The sequence below is a fragment of the Paenibacillus sp. genome (assembly GCF_035645195.1).
Classification (GTDB): Bacteria; Bacillota; Bacilli; order Paenibacillales; family YIM-B00363; genus Paenibacillus_AE.
In genome coordinates this window covers 131,096-147,841 of record NZ_DASQNA010000031.1, presented here as the reverse complement: position 1 = coordinate 147,841, position 16,746 = coordinate 131,096, and the positions used below count along the sequence as shown (strand labels likewise).

The following is a 16,746-nucleotide window of genomic DNA, read 5'->3' as shown; positions in this document are numbered from 1 at the left end:
GTTGCCGCCGTCGATGATGATGTCGCCTTGGTCGAGATGCGGCAGCAGCGATTCGATCGTCTTGTCCGTCGGCTCGCCCGCTTTGACCATGATCATGATTTTGCGCGGCGTTTCGAGCGCGTTCACGAACTCTTCGACGGAATAGCAGCCGACGAGGTTTTTGCCCGCCGCTTCTTCGACGAGCTCCTTCGTCTTCTCCGGCGAACGGTTGTACACCGCGACCGAGAAGCCTTTGCTTTCCATGTTCAGCGCGAGGTTCTTGCCCATGACGGCAAGGCCGACGACGCCGATTTGCTGTTTGTTGTTCGTATTCGTCATATCGTCATCGCTCCGAATCCGCCGTCGACTCTGAGGAACGTGCCGGTCACGAAACCGGACGCCTTCTCCGACGCAAGATAGACTGCCGCGCCTTGCAGCTCTTCGGGCGTGCCGAACCGGTTCATCGGCGTGTGCCCCATGATGCTCTTAATGCGCTCTTCGGACAAAATTTTCTTGTTCTGCTCCGCCGGGAAGAAGCCCGGGATGATGCCGTTGACGCGGATGTTGTGCGGCGCGAATTCTCTCGCGAGGAACTGCGTCACGGAGTTGACGCCCGCCTTCGAGGCGGAGTACGTGAATACGCGCGACAGCGGCGGACCAGATGAGACGGACGAAATGTTGATGATGCTGCCGCCGCGGCCCTGCTCGATCATGCGCTTGCCGAACACTTGGCATGCAAGGACGACGCCCTTGAGGTTAACGTCCATAATGCTGTCCCACTCTTCTTCGGTAATGTCGAAGAACGGCGTGGCGCTGTTTTTGCCCGGGCAGTTCATTAAGATGTCCACGCTGCCCGACCAAGCGACGATCTCTTCGAGAACGCGCTGCAGATCTTCCTTGTTCGTCGCGTCCGCTTGGAACACGGCCGCGGCGCCGCCTGCGGCTTCGATGCGCTGCTTCGCCGCTTCGGACGTTTCGAGGTTGCGGCCGACGACGGCGACTTTCGCGCCGTGGGCGCCGAACGCCTCGCCCATCGCCGAACCGAGCGTGCTGTTGCCGCCGATGACGACGGCCGTTTTGCCGGATAAATCGAATAAGTTCATGAGGAATGGTGCCTCCTATTTGGACTGAAATTGTACGATGCGGCGGAACGGGTCGACGAGGCGCGGATACAATTCCGCGTACATCGCGTACAGCTCGTCGTACGTTTCCCGGACGGCCGGATTCGGCTCGTGGGTGAACGTCGCCGTCGACCAGGCGCGAGCCGGCTCCAAATCGCGCCAGTCGCCGAGGGCGACGAGGCCGAGCGCCGCCGCGCCGAGCGCGGAGCTCTCGATCGCGTCCGGCACGGTGAGCGGCGCGCCGAGGATGTCGGCGATCGTCTGCCGCCAGAACGGCGAGCGGGCGAAGCCGCCCGAGGCGCGAATTTCGCGCGGGCGGCCGGCGGCGTCCGCGACCGCTTCGGCGACGGAGCGGACGGCGTAGCCGACGCCCTCGAGCACCGCGCGGATCATGTGCGGCTTGCCGTGCGCGAGCGACAGGCCGAAGAACACGCCGCGCACGTCAGCGTTCCAATACGGCGCGCGCTCGCCGGCGAACAGCGGCAGCACGATGAGGCCGCCGCTGCCGGCCGGCGCGGTTTGCGCGAGCTCGGTCAGCCGCTCGTACGGGTCGATGCCGGCGGCGCGCGCCTCGGCGGCTTCCTTGGTGGCGAGCTCGTCGCGCACCCAACGGAACAAGACGCCGCCGTTGTTGATCGCGCCTCCGACGACCCAGCGGTCGTCGGACAGCGCGTAGCAGAAGGCGCGGCCCTGCGGGTCGGTGCGCGGCTCGCGCACGACGGCGCGGACGGCGCCGCTCGTGCCGATCGTAACGGCGAACTGGTCGGGGTCGTGCGCGCCGGCGCCGATGTTCGCAAGCACGCCGTCGGACGCGCCGACGACGACCGGCGTGCCCGGCGCGAGGCCGAGCTTCTCCGCCGCCGCGCGAGGGAGACCCTCCAGCACGTGCGTCGTCGGGACGAGCGTCGGCAGCCGCGACGCGTCGATGCCCGCGAGCGCCAGCGACGGCTCGTGCCAATCGCGGCTGCGCAGGTTGAACAGCCCCGTCGCGCTCGCGATCGAATGGTCGACGACATGCGCCGCGCCCGCGCCGCTTTCCGCGAACCATCTGCCGAGCACGTATTCTTTGATGCCGACGAATTTGCGCGCTTTCCCGAACGTGTCCGGCGCGCGCTCGCGCAGCCACATAAGCTTCAGCAATGGAGACATCGGATGAATCGGCACGCCGGTGGCGGCGTAAATCGCCTGGCCTTCGGGCGTACCCCTGAGCGCTTCGGCGTACGATGCCGCGCGGTTGTCCGCCCACGTGATCGATCTCGTGAGCGGCGCGCCGTCTGCGTCCAGCGCGATGATACTGTGCATCGCGGCGCTGAAGACGACGCAGCGAATCTCGCCCGGCGAAACGTCCGCCTTGGCGACGACGGCGCGCACTGCGTTCACCGCGGCCTCGACGATTTCGTCGGGGTCCTGCTCGGCGCGGTCGGGCGCGGGCGTATGGAGCGGGTATTCGACGGACAGGACGGCGCGGACGCCGCCCTCGCGGTCGACGACGGCCGCCTTCGTGCTCGTCGTTCCGATGTCTACGGCGACGATGAACGGTTTCGTCATTTCGGCAAATACCCCTCGCTGTCGAACGTCCACTGGTACGGCTCGGACACGATCTCGATGTCCGGATGGTTCCGGGCTTCTTCGAGCAGCGGCACCGAAATTTCGATTTCGCCGAGGTGCAGCGTGTCGCGGATGCGCACGAGACGGCAGTCGTTAAAGTTGAGCACGTTGCACGTTTTGACGGCCGCCTTGATGGCGAGCTCGTCGCTCTCGAGCGTCGTCGCGAGCTTCGTCGGCGCGCAGACGGTCGAGGTGAGGCCGTTCAGGTACGTCGCGGTGAAGTCCATCTTGTCCGCGAGGCGGCGCGTCGTGAAGTCGGCGGTGCCGACGCCGTTCGCGTTGCCCTTGGACTCCTTCGTCACGTCGAGCACGACCATTTTGTTGACGTCCGGTCCGCCGGACGCGTACGGCGTCGGGTAACGGCCCGTCACGTTCGGGTCCATGCCGTCGCCGCTGATGTTTTTGCCGATATAGTCGATGACGAGCACGTCGATTTGGTCGAACAGCAGCTTCGGCATGCGCGATTTGGCCATTTTCTGCAGCTCCACTTCCCGTTCGTAAATGCGGTCTGCCGGGAGCACCTCGATATGGCACGTTTCGTCGTAGGCGTTCTCCACCGCCGCGACGCCGAACACGATCGGCAGCTTGTTGATCATGAGCGTCGCCATCTCCGGCACGAACTCGGCCATGTATTTGAAGCCGAGCTGGTGGCACGCCTCCGCGCCTTTCTGCTTGCCGAGTCCGATCGCGATCATTTTCATGATGCCGCTCTCGATCGGCCCGCGGAACGCCGTGTGCGGCTTCACGCGGTTAATGACGACGATCGCGTCCGCCTGCGAAGCGATTTTGTCGACGTAGACGGGCAGCCCGTTCGCGAGCTGGTCGATTTGCACGACCTCCATCGACGACTCGACCGGCGCGCCCATCGTCGCCTCGTCGATGCCGAGATGCTTCAGCACTTCGGCTTGGCCTTCCGCCGTCGCGCCGCCATGGCTGCCCATGCACGGCACGATGAACGGATGCGCGCCCCGCGCCTTGATCGCGTCGATCGTCGCCTTCGTGAAGCCGGCGATGTTGGCGACGCCCCGGCTGCCGACGGCAACGGCGACGCGCTGCCCCGGCTGGATGCGGTCGACCGCGCCGGGCTTCTGCAGCTCCTCGCGCAGAACGCCGACCGGGTCCTCCAGCTTCGACGGGTCGAACCGCTGCCGAATGCGCACGACCGGCGGGATCGGGATCGGCGCCAGCATATTGCGAATGATTTCACTCATGTGTTGTCCCTCTTTCCGTTTCATTGCGTTCGCGGGCCGTCCGGCTCCGCAGGCAGCGCACCGATAAGCGGCAACAGCCGCAATTTTGCGCCTATTTGCCCCAGCCAGGCCCCGCCGAGCGGCAATAGCCGCAATTTTGCGCCTATTCGCCCCAGCAGCGCCCTGCCGAGCCGGCAACAGCCGCATTTTTGCGCCTATCCGCCCCGGCAGCGGCCCGCCGAGCGGCAATAGCCGCATTTCTGCGCCTATTTGCCCCAGCCAGGCCCCGCCGAGCGGCAATAGCCGCATTTTTGCGCCTATCCGCCCCGACAGCGGCCCGCCGAGCGGCAATAGCCGCATTTTTGCGCCTATCCGCCCCGACAGCGCCCCGCCGGGCGGCAACAGCCGCAGTTTTGCGCCTTTTCGCCCCGCAGCGCCCTGCTTAGAGCCAAGGCCCGCCCGACGGGCCCTCCGCCTTACTTCCCGAGCAGCTCGAGGTGCTTGCCGATATGCGCGATGAGCGATGCCTCGTACGCCTCTTCATGCTCGCCCAGCGTCGCGTAAAACTCGTCCTTGAACAGCGAAGCGCCCGAGTCGTCCTTCGCCGTCAGCAGGATGCCGTACGTGATGTGCAGCATTTGCCGCGCGTTGTCTTCGTTCATATATTCCGGCAGCTCCGCGTCCGACACTTCGGACAGCGGCTTCACCTTCGCGAAATCGGCCGTAATATGGTAATACTTCAGCGCTTCCTCCACGTGAGCAGCCGCGTACTCGTGCATGCGGCGGTACAAGCCCGGGTTCACCTTCGCGACCGTGCGGACCGCCTCCAGCCAGTTCGTGCCCGCCGTCTTCAGATGGAAGCGGCCGGACGTGTACTTCGCGACGAGCGGGAACACGCTGAACTTGTCGCTGCCGGAGTGCACGCTGAGCTTATAACCGAAGTGATCGCAAATCGCCGCGTGCACCGCAAGCTCTTTCTCGAACTGCGCGATGTCGCCGATGTAGTCGATCCCTTTTTGGAACTCTCCGCAAAACCGCGGCGCCATGCTGTACACTTCGACGCCTTCGCGCTTCAGCTCGTTCGCCACGAACCAATGCGCGGCCGGGTCGGTCGGCGTCGCCGTCTCGTCGATCGAAATTTCGAAATCGATGCCGCGGCCTGCCGGTACGATGTACGTTCTGTAGATCTCTACCATGAATTGAACCGCGCGGCCGTACACGAGCGCGTACCGCTTCAACGCGGCGGCGCTCACTTCAATGGAAGCGTCCTCGATCGCGAACGTGCGATCAGCGTACTCTGCTTCTACTCGAGCGCGGTACGATGCATCCAGCTCCGCGTAACGCGCCGCGACGCCTGCATCGTCCAGCGACGCCGCCGCGTTGTCGATATGCTCCGACGCGTCCAGCGTCAGCATCGAAAACCCGAGGCGCAGCGCGTACTCGATGTCCGCAGGCGTTTTCAAATGGTCGCCGTCGGCGCCCCAGCCATCCTTGTACCCTTCCTGGAATACGGCGAACGACGCCGCGTCGAGCACGTCCTCGTAGCTGCGATTCGTCAGGTTCAGCTCGCGAATGCTCTGCTGCGCGAGAATTGGGCGGATGTTCCGGCCCGCTACCGTCTTAATATGGCCAGGGGACGCGAGACCGAGCCGGTCGCCGAGGCCGATCGTCGCCATTTGCGTGCCGATCGCGCGCGGCTTCGTATATTCGAACGCGTCGTTCAGCGCGAGCCGGTTGTTGTGCGTCAGCGGGCACAGCTTGTACGCGGCGCCGCCCTCGCGAACTTCTTCGCCTTCCAAAGCGGCGTACAGCGCGCCGCCGCCCACCGCGAGCAGCTGGCGCTCGCCGCCGAATTTCACCATCGCGACGCGGTCGCCGCCGCTCTCCGCGACAGATGCCGCATATACGTCCGTCATTCCCGACAAAGGCGCGCCCGCTTGGAGCGCTGCGGCCGCTTGAGCCGCGTTTGTAGCTGTCGTCATAGTTCGCACCCTCCATAATAACAACGTTGTTATTTTCGTAATGACTCTATCATATGTTGAAAATATACTTTCATCAATGGTATTTTTAATGCATCATCAAATTTTTTTAACAACGTTTGCATTCGGAGGACGAAACCGCCATGAACGTCACCATCAAAGACATCGCCAGACTGGCGGGCGTCAGCTATTCCACTGTGTCGAAGGCGCTCAACGACAGCCCGCTCGTGCGGCCCGAAACGAAAACGCGCATCGTCGAACTGGCGGCGCAGCTCGGCTACGAGCCGAACTTCGCGGCCAAAAGCCTCGTCTCCCGCCGCAGCATGACGGTCGGCGTTCTGCTGCCGTCGCTCGAGCGCGTGGCGCTGTCCGCCCTCGTCAGCCGCATCAACGACGCCCTGTCGGAGAAGGGCTACGAAATGATATTATCGATCCTCCCCCCGACGGCGGCCGCGAAGCTGTTCCAGCGGCTGCAGGTCGACGGCATCGTCGTGTTCGAGGACATTACGCCGGAGGAGCGGAACGCCGAGCCGGTCGCCACCGACATCCCGGTCGTGTCGATCGGCGCCTCGCACCTCGTCGGTTCGCGGTACGCCGTCGTCGACGTGAAGCGGAAAGACGCGCTGCGGGAAGCCGTGACGTATCTCGCGAGCCTCGGCCATACCCGAATCGCGTACGTCGGGGACGCGCGCGAAGCCGACAGCAAGCAGCAGGAGAAAGTCGCCGGCTTCATGGAAGGCGCGTTCGCCTGCGGCCTCGCGCCGAGCGACGCGTTCGTCCTGAACTCGGACGGCAACACGTGGCGCGACGGCTACGAAGCCGGCCGCAAGCTGCTCGCGCTCGAAGCGAAGCCGACCGCGGTCGTCACCGGCGCGTACGACGTCACGGCGGGCTTCCTCCGCGCCGTCCTCGACGGCGGCCTGCGCGTGCCCGACGACTTGTCGCTCGTCAGCTACGACAACATTCCGCAGCTGTCCGAGCTCGACGTGCCGGTGACGGCGGTCGGCGCGCCGGTGACGCTGTTCGCCGAGCGCATCGCGGGCGCGCTGCTCGACATTATGGCGGGGTCCGGGCCGGCCCGCCGCACCGAGCTGCTCGACGCGAAGCTCGAGGAGCGCGCCTCAGCGACGCGCGTCCGGGGCTGACGCCGCGGCCCGCTGGCGCTTCCGGTACTGCAGCGGAGAGCAGTCGTTCAACCGTTTGAACAGCTTATGGAAGCTGGCGACGGGACCGATGCCCGTCCGTTCGGCGATGTCAATCATTTTCAAATCCGTCTCCCGCAGCAGCCGCTGCGCTTCCCGCACCCGAACGAGCTGCACGTATTCCGCGAAGCCGAAGCCGGTGCACTGCTTAAATTTCCGGCTCAAATAAAACGGGCTGACGTAAAACCGCTCCGCCACGTCCTTCAGCAGCAGCGGCTCGGCGTAATGCTCGCCGACGTACCCCGCGATTTCCGACATGAGCCGGTGAACCGGGGACGGCGGCGCCGCCTCCTCCGCCCAATCGACCATCGCTCGGAACACGAGCAGCAGCAGCTGCTTCAGCATCGCTTCGAGCATCGCGTCGCGGCCCGGCGCGTCCTCTTTGCTCTCGGCGATGAGCTCGCGCGCCAGCGACTCGCCCTTCCAGCGATGCTGGGCCGGCAGCGCGACGACGCCGTTCCGCCCGCACAGCGGGAAGCCGTCAAGCAGCGCGCCCGCGAAATTGATGACGATCCGCTCGTGTTCGGGCACGCCGACGTCCAGCGTTCGATGCAGTTCCCCGCGCTCGATGAACACGAATTCCCCCGCCTTCACCCGATACGTCCGGTTCCGGATGAAATAATCGCGCTCCCCGCTGAACAAATAATACAGCTCGTACCCTTCGTGCGAATGATCCTCGTCCATCGAATAAAAGCCGATTCGTTTCGTATAATCGATATGGATCGAACCATCCGCCGTATCGAATTGGTAATCCGCCATCCTATCCACCGCCTTTTGCTGCAAATATTGCAACTTTTTACGGAAAACGAGCAATTTTCTACGATGATTATAGTCGAATCTTGCGGTATATTACATGACAACGATTACAAATTCTTTTGTGCAAAGGAGATTTTCCCTATGAAAAAACGTTACGCCCTGATCGGCACCGGCGGCCGTGCGATTTTCTTCTACGGCGCCCTCGCCAAAGATTTCCGCGACACGTCCGAGCTCGTCGCGTTCTGCGACACGAACCAAACGCGCATGAACTACGCGAACAAGCTGCTCACGACGAAGTTCGAGCATCATGCGGTGCCGACGTACAAAGCTAATCAATTCGAAGACATGATCCGCGAGACGAAGCCGGACGTCGTCATCGTCACGACGGTCGACCGCACGCACCATACGTACATCGTGAAGGCGATGGAGCTCGGCTGCGACGTCATTTCCGAAAAACCGATGACCGTCGACGAAGAGAAATGCCAAGAAATTCTCGACGCGGTGAAGCGGACGGGCAAGGAGCTGCGCGTTACGTTCAACTACCGCTACGCGCCGCACAACACGAAAATCCGCGAGCTGATCATGAACGGCGCGATCGGCGACGTCACGTCCATCCACTTCGAATGGCTGCTCAACACGGAGCACGGCGCGGACTACTTCCGCAGATGGCACCGCGACAAGCGCAACAGCGGCGGCATGCTCGTGCATAAGTCGACGCACCATTTCGACCTCGTGAACTTCTGGCTCGGCAGTCAGCCGCAAACGGTGTTCGCCCAAGGCTCGCTCATGTTCTACGGCAAAGAAAACGCGGAAAAGCGCGGCGTAACGGAGTTCTACAACCGGGCGCGCGGCAGCGAAATCGCGAAAAGCGACCCGTTCGCCCTCGACCTCGAGAAGAGCGAGCAGCTGAAAGGGTTGTACGCCGACGCGGAGCATGAAGACGGCTACTACCGCGACCAAAGCGTGTTCGGCGACGGCATCTCCATCGAAGACACGATGGGCGTCCTCGTTCGATACCGGAACAAAACGATTCTCACGTACTCCTTGAACTGCTACATGCCGTGGGAAGGGTTCCAGGTCAACTTCAACGGGACGAAAGGCCGCATCGAGATGAAAATCGTCGAGAAGTCCTACGTCAACTCCGGCGGCAAGAAGGAAGACGAAGGCGCGCTTAAAGCCAAGAGCATTACCGTCATCCCGATGTTCGGCGAAGCGTACGAAGCGGAGATCGAAGAAGGCGTCGGCGGCCACGGAGGCGGCGACCCGATCCTGCTGAACGACCTGTTCGGCACGCCGGAGCCGGATCCGTACCACCGCGCGGCGTCCCACGTCGACGGTGCGATGTCGATTCTCACGGGCATCGCCGGCAACATTTCGATGCGCACCGGCCTGCCGGTGAACGTCGACGGCTTGGTGAAGTTTTAAGTTTGTACCGCTGCAAAGGAGCCTCCGGGCTCCTTTTTTAAATTGTTCAAAAGATAAAACGGCGACCGCGACCCGGTGGAAACCGGATTGCGATCGCCTCTCTATGCTTACGGTCTGCTTTACGGCAGCGCCGGCTCCAACGTATGCGTGTCGTAGCGGAACCGTTTGCCTTCCAGCAATCCGATCAACGAAGTCGTCACCTTCACTTCGATGACGTTGCGTCCCGGACGGAACGCCGACGCCTCCCCGCTCCACTCGTACGGCGTCCACGGCCGCGCGCCGAAGCTGACGCCGTTGACGAACAGCTCCGCGCAGTCGTGGAACGACGCATCCCACTCCCGGAACCGGAGCGTGACCGTCCCGCTTGCGGGCGGCTCGTCCAACTCGATCTCTTTCCGGAACGTAAGCGTCCCCGCGAAATGCGGGAATCCGGATAACGGCCCGCCCGACAGCGGCAGCTGCTTAGGCGCGTCGCATATTGCCGGCAGCCCCGACGAGGCGCTGCGGAACACCCCGAAATCGCCGCAAATATACAGCGCGTCCGTCACGCCGTCCCAGTCGTGCGCCACGACGACGTCGACGACGAGCGTATTGACGCCCGGCTGCAAATACGAGCGAATATCGGCCCGCTCGTTCGCGCGATCGTACAACATCGTCGGCTCGAACGCGTCCGCGGGGAGCTCCCGGCCGTTGATCCGAATCGCGTGCTCTCCCGAAATCGCTCCGCGATCTTTCAGCAGGAAGCAACCGCCGGCCGGCATCGTCTCGACGTCGAATCGGACCGTGTAACGGACAGGCAGCGGATACGCCGCATGCATTTTCATCGGCGTGCCGAAAATTTGATGGAACGCTAACGGAAGACGCTGCTCTTTCGCGATATCCTCGCATTGATCGATGAACGTTTTCGCTTGCACGACCGTGCCTGCGTTCGCTCCGCCTTCCGGCTCCACCGCGAGCTCGAACGCATCGAGTCTGAGCGCGTTCGGCGACTCGGCCGCGACGCTCCATAATCCGCCCGCATCGAGCGCAATGGGATCCGCCCGCCGCTCGTCACCCGCCGCCTCATACTCAGCGATGCGATCCCGCGGACCGATCACCAGCAGATGCGACGCGTACGGCGCGAACGTAAGCGCGACCGCCGGCTCCGGCGAAGACGTCTCCGCGGACACAACCTCCGCCTTGCCCGTCTCTAAGCAAAGACGAACCGCCGCATCTCCGATGTCCGCCGCGTTCCATGCAACCGAGGCTTCGACGACGCCGTCTTCCTGGTTCGTCATAAACACCGCGTGCAGCCCGTCGTCCAGCTTGCGGCGCTGCACCAAGAAAGACCCGCGCCGCTCCGACTCGAACCGAATCGCGTCCAGCGATAGTTCGGCGAGCCGTTCCAGCAATTCGCGCTCGTCCTGAACCAGCACGGCGCCGCCGCCTGCGGCGAATCGCTCAGCCATCTCCCGCGCGACCGACGCGCCTTCTTCGATGTCCTCGTGCGGCAGCTTCCCGACGGCCACGACGTGTCCGCCCGCATCCAGAAACGCCTTCAGCTTCTCCCAAGCGGCCCGCTCCAAATTGGCCATCGGCGGCAGCACGACGATCCGGTACGCCGCCCTGCCGATGAAAGCTGTCCCCTCCCGAACGTCCGCTTCGCTTAACAATTCCGGGTCCAAATGATCGAAGTCGGTCTGGTTCAGCGTCAACGCTTTGCACACCGCCAGCCAGTCCGCTTTGTAACGTTCCAATTCCGCCCGCTCCGCTTCGCTCCCGCCGCCGTATTGGAACTCATGGAACGGATTGCCCATGCGCGTCCAGAACGTCGTCGTCGGGTCCAGCACGGCGACCGGCCGAACCGGCGCGCCGCAGCTCATCACGTAACTGATCCGCTTCACGTAGTCCCCGAGCATGCCGAAGTGCCGCCAGTACGGATTTTGGTAAAACTGCGACGGCGGCGCGTCGTGCTTCGTAATGCCGTCGAGCGTATAGAAGAACGCGTGGAAATTGAAAAAGTTCGTGCCGAACGCCGCCAGCCGGTCGATCATCCATTTCGCGTCCTGCAGCGTCATCGACCAACCGACGCTGTGGAAGCATTCGATCAAGTTGCGTTCGCGATTCAATTGGTTGCCGATCGAACTGATCATTTTCGGATTGTAGCGGAAGCTGTACGCGTACCGGTTCAATATCCAATCGAGCGATCGCCCGAGCTTTTCGTGTCCGCTGTCGCCTCCGGGAACGTGCGAATACCGCTGCGTCGTCATCCGCACCGACGGTACCTCGGCCGCGTATTGAAGCCCCCGCTCCTCGCACCAGTCGTACACCTGCTCGTGATACGTCGTTCTGAGCAGAAGGTGCACCGCTTGAAAGAAATCATAGCGCACTTTCGCCTTCTCTTCCGCGTCGTCGCATACGAGCGCATGCAGCGCCTCGCGGATGTCGTAGCCGTTGCGCTCCCGGAAAAACCGAGGCAGCTGCGGCGACCACGGAATGGCGCCGAGCAAGCCGATTTCGTCCGTAAACATCCCTTTGATCGTCGCTCCGAACAGATCGCCTACGGATCGGGCGTACCGGTCGTGCGTCAACCGGATAAACGTTCGCATCGCCTCCGAATGGCAAGGATCGACGAACGTGCCGTAATATTTAAAATCTTCAAGCTCCTCTTCCAAAAAGCAATGCACTTCCCAGTTGTCTCCCGCGGGCGCCGTCCAAATCAGCTTCTTCATCGTGCGGTAGGTGAAGAACCGCTTCTGGTTGTACGCCGTCAGCCCCGCCTTTTGGAAAATCGGCTCCGCCTGGTGGTTGCCGATCGATTCGCTTACGTCGACCGCCTCCGGCCAACGCCGTCTGCCCGTCGCCGGATCGATCGGCACCGCCTTCGCGTAGAGCACTTTCGCCCACGGCAAATCGAGCTCGACGGTGCCGCCTCCCGCAACCGGCTCCGTCCGGTGCGCGAGCGTTTGGTGCTTCGCCTCCGGATGCTCGAGCGTCACTTCGCCGCCGGCGATGCCGCTCGGATACGGATACTCGTCGTAAAGCCACACTTCGAGCCCCAGTCGTTTCGCCGTCTCCGCCGCAAGCCTGACCTTTTCAAACCAGGCGTCCGATAAATAGGGCACCTTCAGCCCTTGCCGCGGACAAATAAAGAAGCCGCCGACCTGCTTCGAAGCCATCTCCTCGATTTGCCGGACGATTTCGCTGTCTTCCATATCTCCGTTCCAAAACCAAAACGGATGTATACCGTATTTCGCTTCGGGCTTTCGAAACGTTTCCCATTGAAACATACCGTTCCCCTCCCGCTGCCACTATACCAACATCTCGGTTTGCCGCACTATCGCACTTTTTTGCTGCAGGAGCCGATCCGGGTAAGACTTTCTTGCCGCGCTGCGACAATTTTGAAAAAAAAGAAGCAAGCCTTAGGATACAGGCCTGCTCATTTCGCGGTACTGACTCGGCGTGACGCCTTCTTGCTTTTTGAACAAACGGTTGAAATAACTGTGCTGGTAGCCGACCCCTTCGGCGATTTCGCTGATCTTTAGGTCCGTGTCTCTGAGCAGCTCGCGCGCTTTTTCCAGCCGAATGTTCGTCAAATAATCGATAAAATTGATGCCGGTTACTTCTTTGAACGTTTTGCTTAAGATGAACGGGCTCATTTTGAGAGCGTCGGCGCAAGAATCGAGCGAAATGTCCGTCTGATACTGCTCGTGCAGCATTTGCATCGCCTTTTCGATCGCGGCGCGCGTCTGCCATTTTTGTTTTTGCGCGAATTCGTGGATAAACGGATGAATCACTTTCCGTCCGAACCATTCGATCACTTGATCCGGTTCGCGAATGGCGCACAGCTGCTCGTACAAATTCGCTCCGTCGTATATTTGCTGCGTCGTCATTCCGGACTGGAGCACGACGTGCATGACGCTGCCGAGCAGATGGAGCGTACCCTGCTTCATCGTCGCTTCGTTCGGGTTATTGTCGGAGAGCACCTGCACGAACTCCCGGACGAGCTTCACCGCATCCTCTTCGCTGCCGATGCGGATCGCGTGCAAGACCTGCTTCTCCAAATCGAACGGATAATCGAATGCTTGATCGTTCCCGATGGATTCGAGTTTCGTGATGTCGATAATTTGTTTGCCGTCGTTAATGTTGCGGAAGCTGACCGCCATCTTCGTTTCCTCGAACAGCATCGGCACGTCCTTGATCGAATCGGCCGTCCGGCTGATGCAAATGGTCGCTTCCATCAATAGTATGCGCTCTACGTAGACGATAATTTCTTCGCAAATGCGATACACTTCCTCGTCGAATTGCTCGCGCGTCATTTTGTTCGGCAGCGAAATGAGCACGCCGATCGATAAATCGTGGAAGTTGATCACGTCCGCTTGGATGTGCAAGCTTTGCATCAGCTCTTCGACGATGTTCGTGGCCGCGAACGTCACGAGCCCTTCGTCGCCTTCCGCAAACTTACCTTTCAGCTTGGAGAAGCCGAGCAGTTGGATGTAGGCGAGACTGAATCTCCGGTTGCGCGCTTCGTTGCCGAAATGCTCCATCCGATCGAGCAGCTCGTTTTCCGTGTACGAGTACAAATACCCGTGCAGCAGCTGCAGCAAGAAGCCTTCCTTCAACTGCGGCAGCTGCCGCTCGATGCGCGATTTCAACGTTTCGCTTTCGTACGACAAGTCGTTCCACCGCGATGCGATCCATTCGAATTCGTCGCGGTACGGTTGGCCCTGCCCCGATTTCGGCGGATTCATTTTTTTGAGCAAATTGTCGATCGGCGAGTACAGCCTGCGCGAAGCGAAGTACGATAACGCGATCGCGAGCAGCAGAACGACGGCGCTTCCTATCATGATCCATTTCGAAACGGCGATGATCGGCGCCGTAATCGTCGTCAGCGGCGCCGCGGACGCGTATTGCCATACGGCGCCCGCGCGCAGCAGTTTTCCGTACGTAACCGAATACGTTTCGCCGTTCCAATCGTAAATATAGGTGCCCGCTTCCTCCGCGCGCGTCTGCACGTCTCCTAAAATCGCCCGATCGAGCGGCGACGGTTCGAGGTTTTGCGTCGACGTCACCAGCCAGCCGTCGGACGCTTCGTATACGAACGTCGTCCCCCCGTTGTACGGCGTGAGCGATCGGACCAATTCCAGCACAGGCTCCTTCTTCAAGTGCATGACGAGCACGCCGAACGGCTCGGCGCCGATGCCCGGCACTTTGTGGATCAAGCGGATCTCGGCCGGTTCGCGGGAGCTGTTCCAAAACAGCGATTGCTCGTTCGCCAAAAGACGCTCGTACCGCTCCTTCCGGTCGCCGTCGAGCCGCCAAAAGCCGTCGACCGTAAACAGGAGGCCTCCCTGCTCGCTTACATACAGCTCCACCCGCTCTACGAGCGGATTGGCCCCCTCCATGACGAGCAGCGTCCGGTAAATCTCGTGAATTTCTTCGTATTTGTACGTTAAATCAAGATCTTTCAGCCGGTTCGTAAACTGCGAGTCGAACGCCCAATAGGCGATTGACCGCTCCAGAAACGAAAACTGTTCGTCCATCGCGGAAGCCCGCTGCAACAAGTTGCCTTGGTGGATCGACTGCAGTTCGCTTTCGATTTGCGATTTGCTGAAAATAAATAGGATGAAACCGATTACAATACCCGGAAGACTGGCGAATAACAACAGCGTTATCAAACTTCGCCGATAATGCGAGCCTCGAAATCCGGCCAACCACCGCTGCCATACGTTCAGCTTTGCGTTCATGACTTTTCACCCGTCGCGTTAATTTCATTCTTGCATTGTACCACGGGCCCGACCCGCAAACCACTTGGCAATATTTTGAAGGAAATAAAAAACGCAGCCCGGCTGCTTGTCGCACCACCGGGCTGCTGTTCGTTTAGTTTATCTGGACTTGTACGCTTCGTTCATTTCCGCGGTCACTTTTTGGAAGTTCGAGTCGGATTTCAACGTCTCGACGTATTTGTCCCAAGCTTCGATCGGCTCTCCGCCTAAGATGATTTTCGTCTTCAAGTCCTGGATTTTTTTGCGGAGTTCAGGCATATACGTGAGGCCCGTTTCGGACTGCAAGCCGATGCCGACATCGACGACGCTCGTTTTCGCCCGCTCGTCTTGCACCGCGGCATAAAACTTCTTCGCTTCTTCCGGGAACGTCTTCTTCACCGTGCTCGCGTACGGGTCCGCCACGTACACGATTTGGTTATAGTCGCCGATCGCGTCCGCGATCACTTTCTCCGAATCGATGACGATTTCCCCGTCTTTTACAGTGTGATGAACGCCTTCGATGCCTTGCGAGTGGAGAATGAACACGTCCTCGCTCATCCACTGGTCGATCATCGCGAGAATTTTCTTCATTTTCTCTTCCGGCACGCTCTTCGGAATCGCGTTCATGCCGGAGAAACCCGGTCCTTTCGTATTGAAACCTTCTACGTTCGTCAGCGGATACAAATTCAAGAAGTCGAAGTTTGGATCGGCCGCCTTAAAGATATCGTAGTACTCTTGCATCGTGCCTGTTTTCTCTTCGATCATGCCCGCTTGACCCGCTTTGAACATGTCCTTCGATTGGCTTACTTTCATCGAAGCGAAATCTTTCGGAATCAAGCCTTCGTTATACGCTTGATTCAAGAACAACAGCGATTCGCGCGTTTCCGGCAGCAGGGCGGTGTGCACGAGCTCGCCGTTGTCCATCAGCTTCCACTCGCCGGTCGCTTTCGTGAAGACGCGTTCGAACGCCCAAAGCGAACCCATGTCGGTCGGATTGACGTAACCGGTGAAGCCGATCGTGTCGTGTTGGCCGTTGCCGTCCGGGTCTTGTTCCGTAAACGCCTTCATGACTTGGTGAAGCTCTTCGATCGTTGTCGGCGGCTGCAAGCCGACGTTGTCGAGCCAGTCTTTGCGAAGGACGAAGAAAATGTCGCCTTCCGACGGACGCGGACGCGGAACGCCGAAGTTTTTGCCTTCGATTTTCGTCAAATCCCATGCGACCTGCGAAATGTTGCTTGCGATGTTCGGGTAGTCCTGGATATATGGCGATACGTCCCAGAACGCCCCTTGTTTCGCCGCTTTCAGAAAGACCGGATCGAACGGGTTCGACACCAAAATCAAGTCCGGAATGCTGCCGGAAGCGAGCGTAACGTTAAATTTGTCGATGTAGTTGTTAGCGGAAACCCATTGGATGGTCAAATCCGTATTCGTCGCTTTCTCGATCTCTTGCTCCACCGGACCGTCGGTCGCCGGCGGCGTCGGGCTGAAAAATTGCGACATGACCGTAATTTTCGTCGGAGCGTCGTCAGCCTGCCCTGCATTGGTAGAAGCGCTTCCATTCTGTGTCTGCGCGGCGTTCCCGCCGCAAGCCGTCAGCAGGACGGCGGCTGACAAGGATACGGCGGCCAACTGCGCAGCCCGCTGATGTTTTGGTTTGTTACGGAACATTGAAAATTTCCTCCCCTTATGTTCTATCATTATATACAAAGACGTCCGATATGGACATCTTGCATAAACTTCCT

The 16,746-nt window shown here is 60.6% G+C and carries 11 protein-coding genes; 2 read left to right on the top strand and 9 right to left on the bottom strand.

Annotated features, from left to right (window positions below; all coding sequences use genetic code 11):
* The 5 genes from VE009_RS17330 to VE009_RS17310 form a co-directional block, all read right to left on the bottom strand.
* The coding region (locus VE009_RS17330; protein WP_325009804.1) for an NAD(P)-binding domain-containing protein at positions 1-318 on the bottom strand (318 nt) is incomplete at its 3' end.
* Positions 315-1,082, bottom strand: a complete 768-nt coding sequence (locus VE009_RS17325) for an SDR family oxidoreductase (protein ID WP_325009802.1) — start codon at positions 1,080-1,082, stop codon at positions 315-317. The genes VE009_RS17330 and VE009_RS17325, both read right to left, overlap by 4 nt.
* A 15-nt stretch (positions 1,083-1,097) precedes the next feature.
* Positions 1,098-2,648, bottom strand: coding sequence for a gluconokinase (locus tag VE009_RS17320; RefSeq protein WP_325009800.1), 1,551 nt, complete (start codon positions 2,646-2,648; stop codon positions 1,098-1,100).
* Positions 2,645-3,919: a DUF362 domain-containing protein gene (locus VE009_RS17315; protein ID WP_325009798.1), complete on the bottom strand. Its 1,275-nt coding sequence runs from the start codon at positions 3,917-3,919 to the stop codon at positions 2,645-2,647. The genes VE009_RS17320 and VE009_RS17315 overlap by 4 nt, the downstream gene beginning before the upstream one ends.
* 455 nt (positions 3,920-4,374) lie before the next feature.
* The gene (locus tag VE009_RS17310; protein WP_325009796.1) at positions 4,375-5,880 is read right to left on the bottom strand and encodes a tagaturonate epimerase family protein; all 1,506 of its coding nucleotides are present in this window, start codon (positions 5,878-5,880) and stop codon (positions 4,375-4,377) included.
* A gap of 140 nt (positions 5,881-6,020) precedes the next feature.
* Here VE009_RS17310 and VE009_RS17305 point away from each other — a divergent pair, with 140 nt between their 5' ends.
* Positions 6,021-7,022, top strand: a complete 1,002-nt coding sequence (locus VE009_RS17305; RefSeq protein WP_325009794.1) for a LacI family DNA-binding transcriptional regulator — start codon at positions 6,021-6,023, stop codon at positions 7,020-7,022.
* Here VE009_RS17305 and VE009_RS17300 read toward each other — a convergent pair.
* Positions 6,999-7,838 carry an AraC family transcriptional regulator gene (locus VE009_RS17300; RefSeq protein ID WP_325009792.1) on the bottom strand — a complete coding sequence of 280 codons (840 nt, stop codon included), beginning with the start codon at positions 7,836-7,838 and terminating at the stop codon, positions 6,999-7,001. The two genes, VE009_RS17305 and VE009_RS17300, sit on opposite strands and share 24 nt — an antisense overlap.
* Positions 7,839-7,976: 138 nt before the next feature.
* Between VE009_RS17300 and VE009_RS17295 the strand changes: the two genes are divergently transcribed.
* Positions 7,977-9,260 carry a Gfo/Idh/MocA family oxidoreductase gene (locus VE009_RS17295; protein ID WP_325009790.1) on the top strand — a complete coding sequence of 428 codons (1,284 nt, stop codon included), beginning with the start codon at positions 7,977-7,979 and terminating at the stop codon, positions 9,258-9,260.
* Between the two features lie 119 nt (positions 9,261-9,379).
* On the opposite strand, the gene VE009_RS17290 is transcribed toward VE009_RS17295, so the two are convergent.
* The 3 genes from VE009_RS17290 to VE009_RS17280 all read right to left on the bottom strand — a co-directional run bounded on the left by VE009_RS17290 (position 9,380) and on the right by VE009_RS17280 (position 16,672).
* Complete coding sequence (locus VE009_RS17290) at positions 9,380-12,529, bottom strand: glycosyl hydrolase (RefSeq protein WP_325009788.1); 3,150 nt, start codon at positions 12,527-12,529, stop codon at positions 9,380-9,382.
* Between the two features lie 132 nt (positions 12,530-12,661).
* Positions 12,662-14,986: an AraC family transcriptional regulator gene (locus VE009_RS17285; RefSeq protein ID WP_325009787.1), complete on the bottom strand. Its 2,325-nt coding sequence runs from the start codon at positions 14,984-14,986 to the stop codon at positions 12,662-12,664.
* Between the two features lie 138 nt (positions 14,987-15,124).
* Positions 15,125-16,672 (bottom strand): extracellular solute-binding protein, encoded by a 1,548-nt coding sequence (locus VE009_RS17280; RefSeq protein WP_325009785.1) that lies wholly within the window; start codon positions 16,670-16,672, stop codon positions 15,125-15,127.
* Positions 16,673-16,746 lie beyond the last annotated feature (74 nt).

Coding starts and splice junctions, on each gene's coding strand:
- VE009_RS17325 (WP_325009802.1), bottom strand. CDS start 1,082: ATGAACTTATTCGATTTATCCGGCAAAACGGCCGTCGTCATCGGCGGC.
- VE009_RS17320 (WP_325009800.1), bottom strand. CDS start 2,648: ATGACGAAACCGTTCATCGTCGCCGTAGACATCGGAACGACGAGCACG.
- VE009_RS17315 (WP_325009798.1), bottom strand. CDS start 3,919: ATGAGTGAAATCATTCGCAATATGCTGGCGCCGATCCCGATCCCGCCG.
- VE009_RS17310 (WP_325009796.1), bottom strand. CDS start 5,880: ATGACGACAGCTACAAACGCGGCTCAAGCGGCCGCAGCGCTCCAAGCG.
- VE009_RS17305 (WP_325009794.1), top strand. CDS start 6,021: ATGAACGTCACCATCAAAGACATCGCCAGACTGGCGGGCGTCAGCTAT.
- VE009_RS17300 (WP_325009792.1), bottom strand. CDS start 7,838: ATGGCGGATTACCAATTCGATACGGCGGATGGTTCGATCCATATCGAT.
- VE009_RS17295 (WP_325009790.1), top strand. CDS start 7,977: ATGAAAAAACGTTACGCCCTGATCGGCACCGGCGGCCGTGCGATTTTC.
- VE009_RS17290 (WP_325009788.1), bottom strand. CDS start 12,529: ATGTTTCAATGGGAAACGTTTCGAAAGCCCGAAGCGAAATACGGTATA.
- VE009_RS17285 (WP_325009787.1), bottom strand. CDS start 14,986: ATGAACGCAAAGCTGAACGTATGGCAGCGGTGGTTGGCCGGATTTCGA.
- VE009_RS17280 (WP_325009785.1), bottom strand. CDS start 16,672: ATGTTCCGTAACAAACCAAAACATCAGCGGGCTGCGCAGTTGGCCGCC.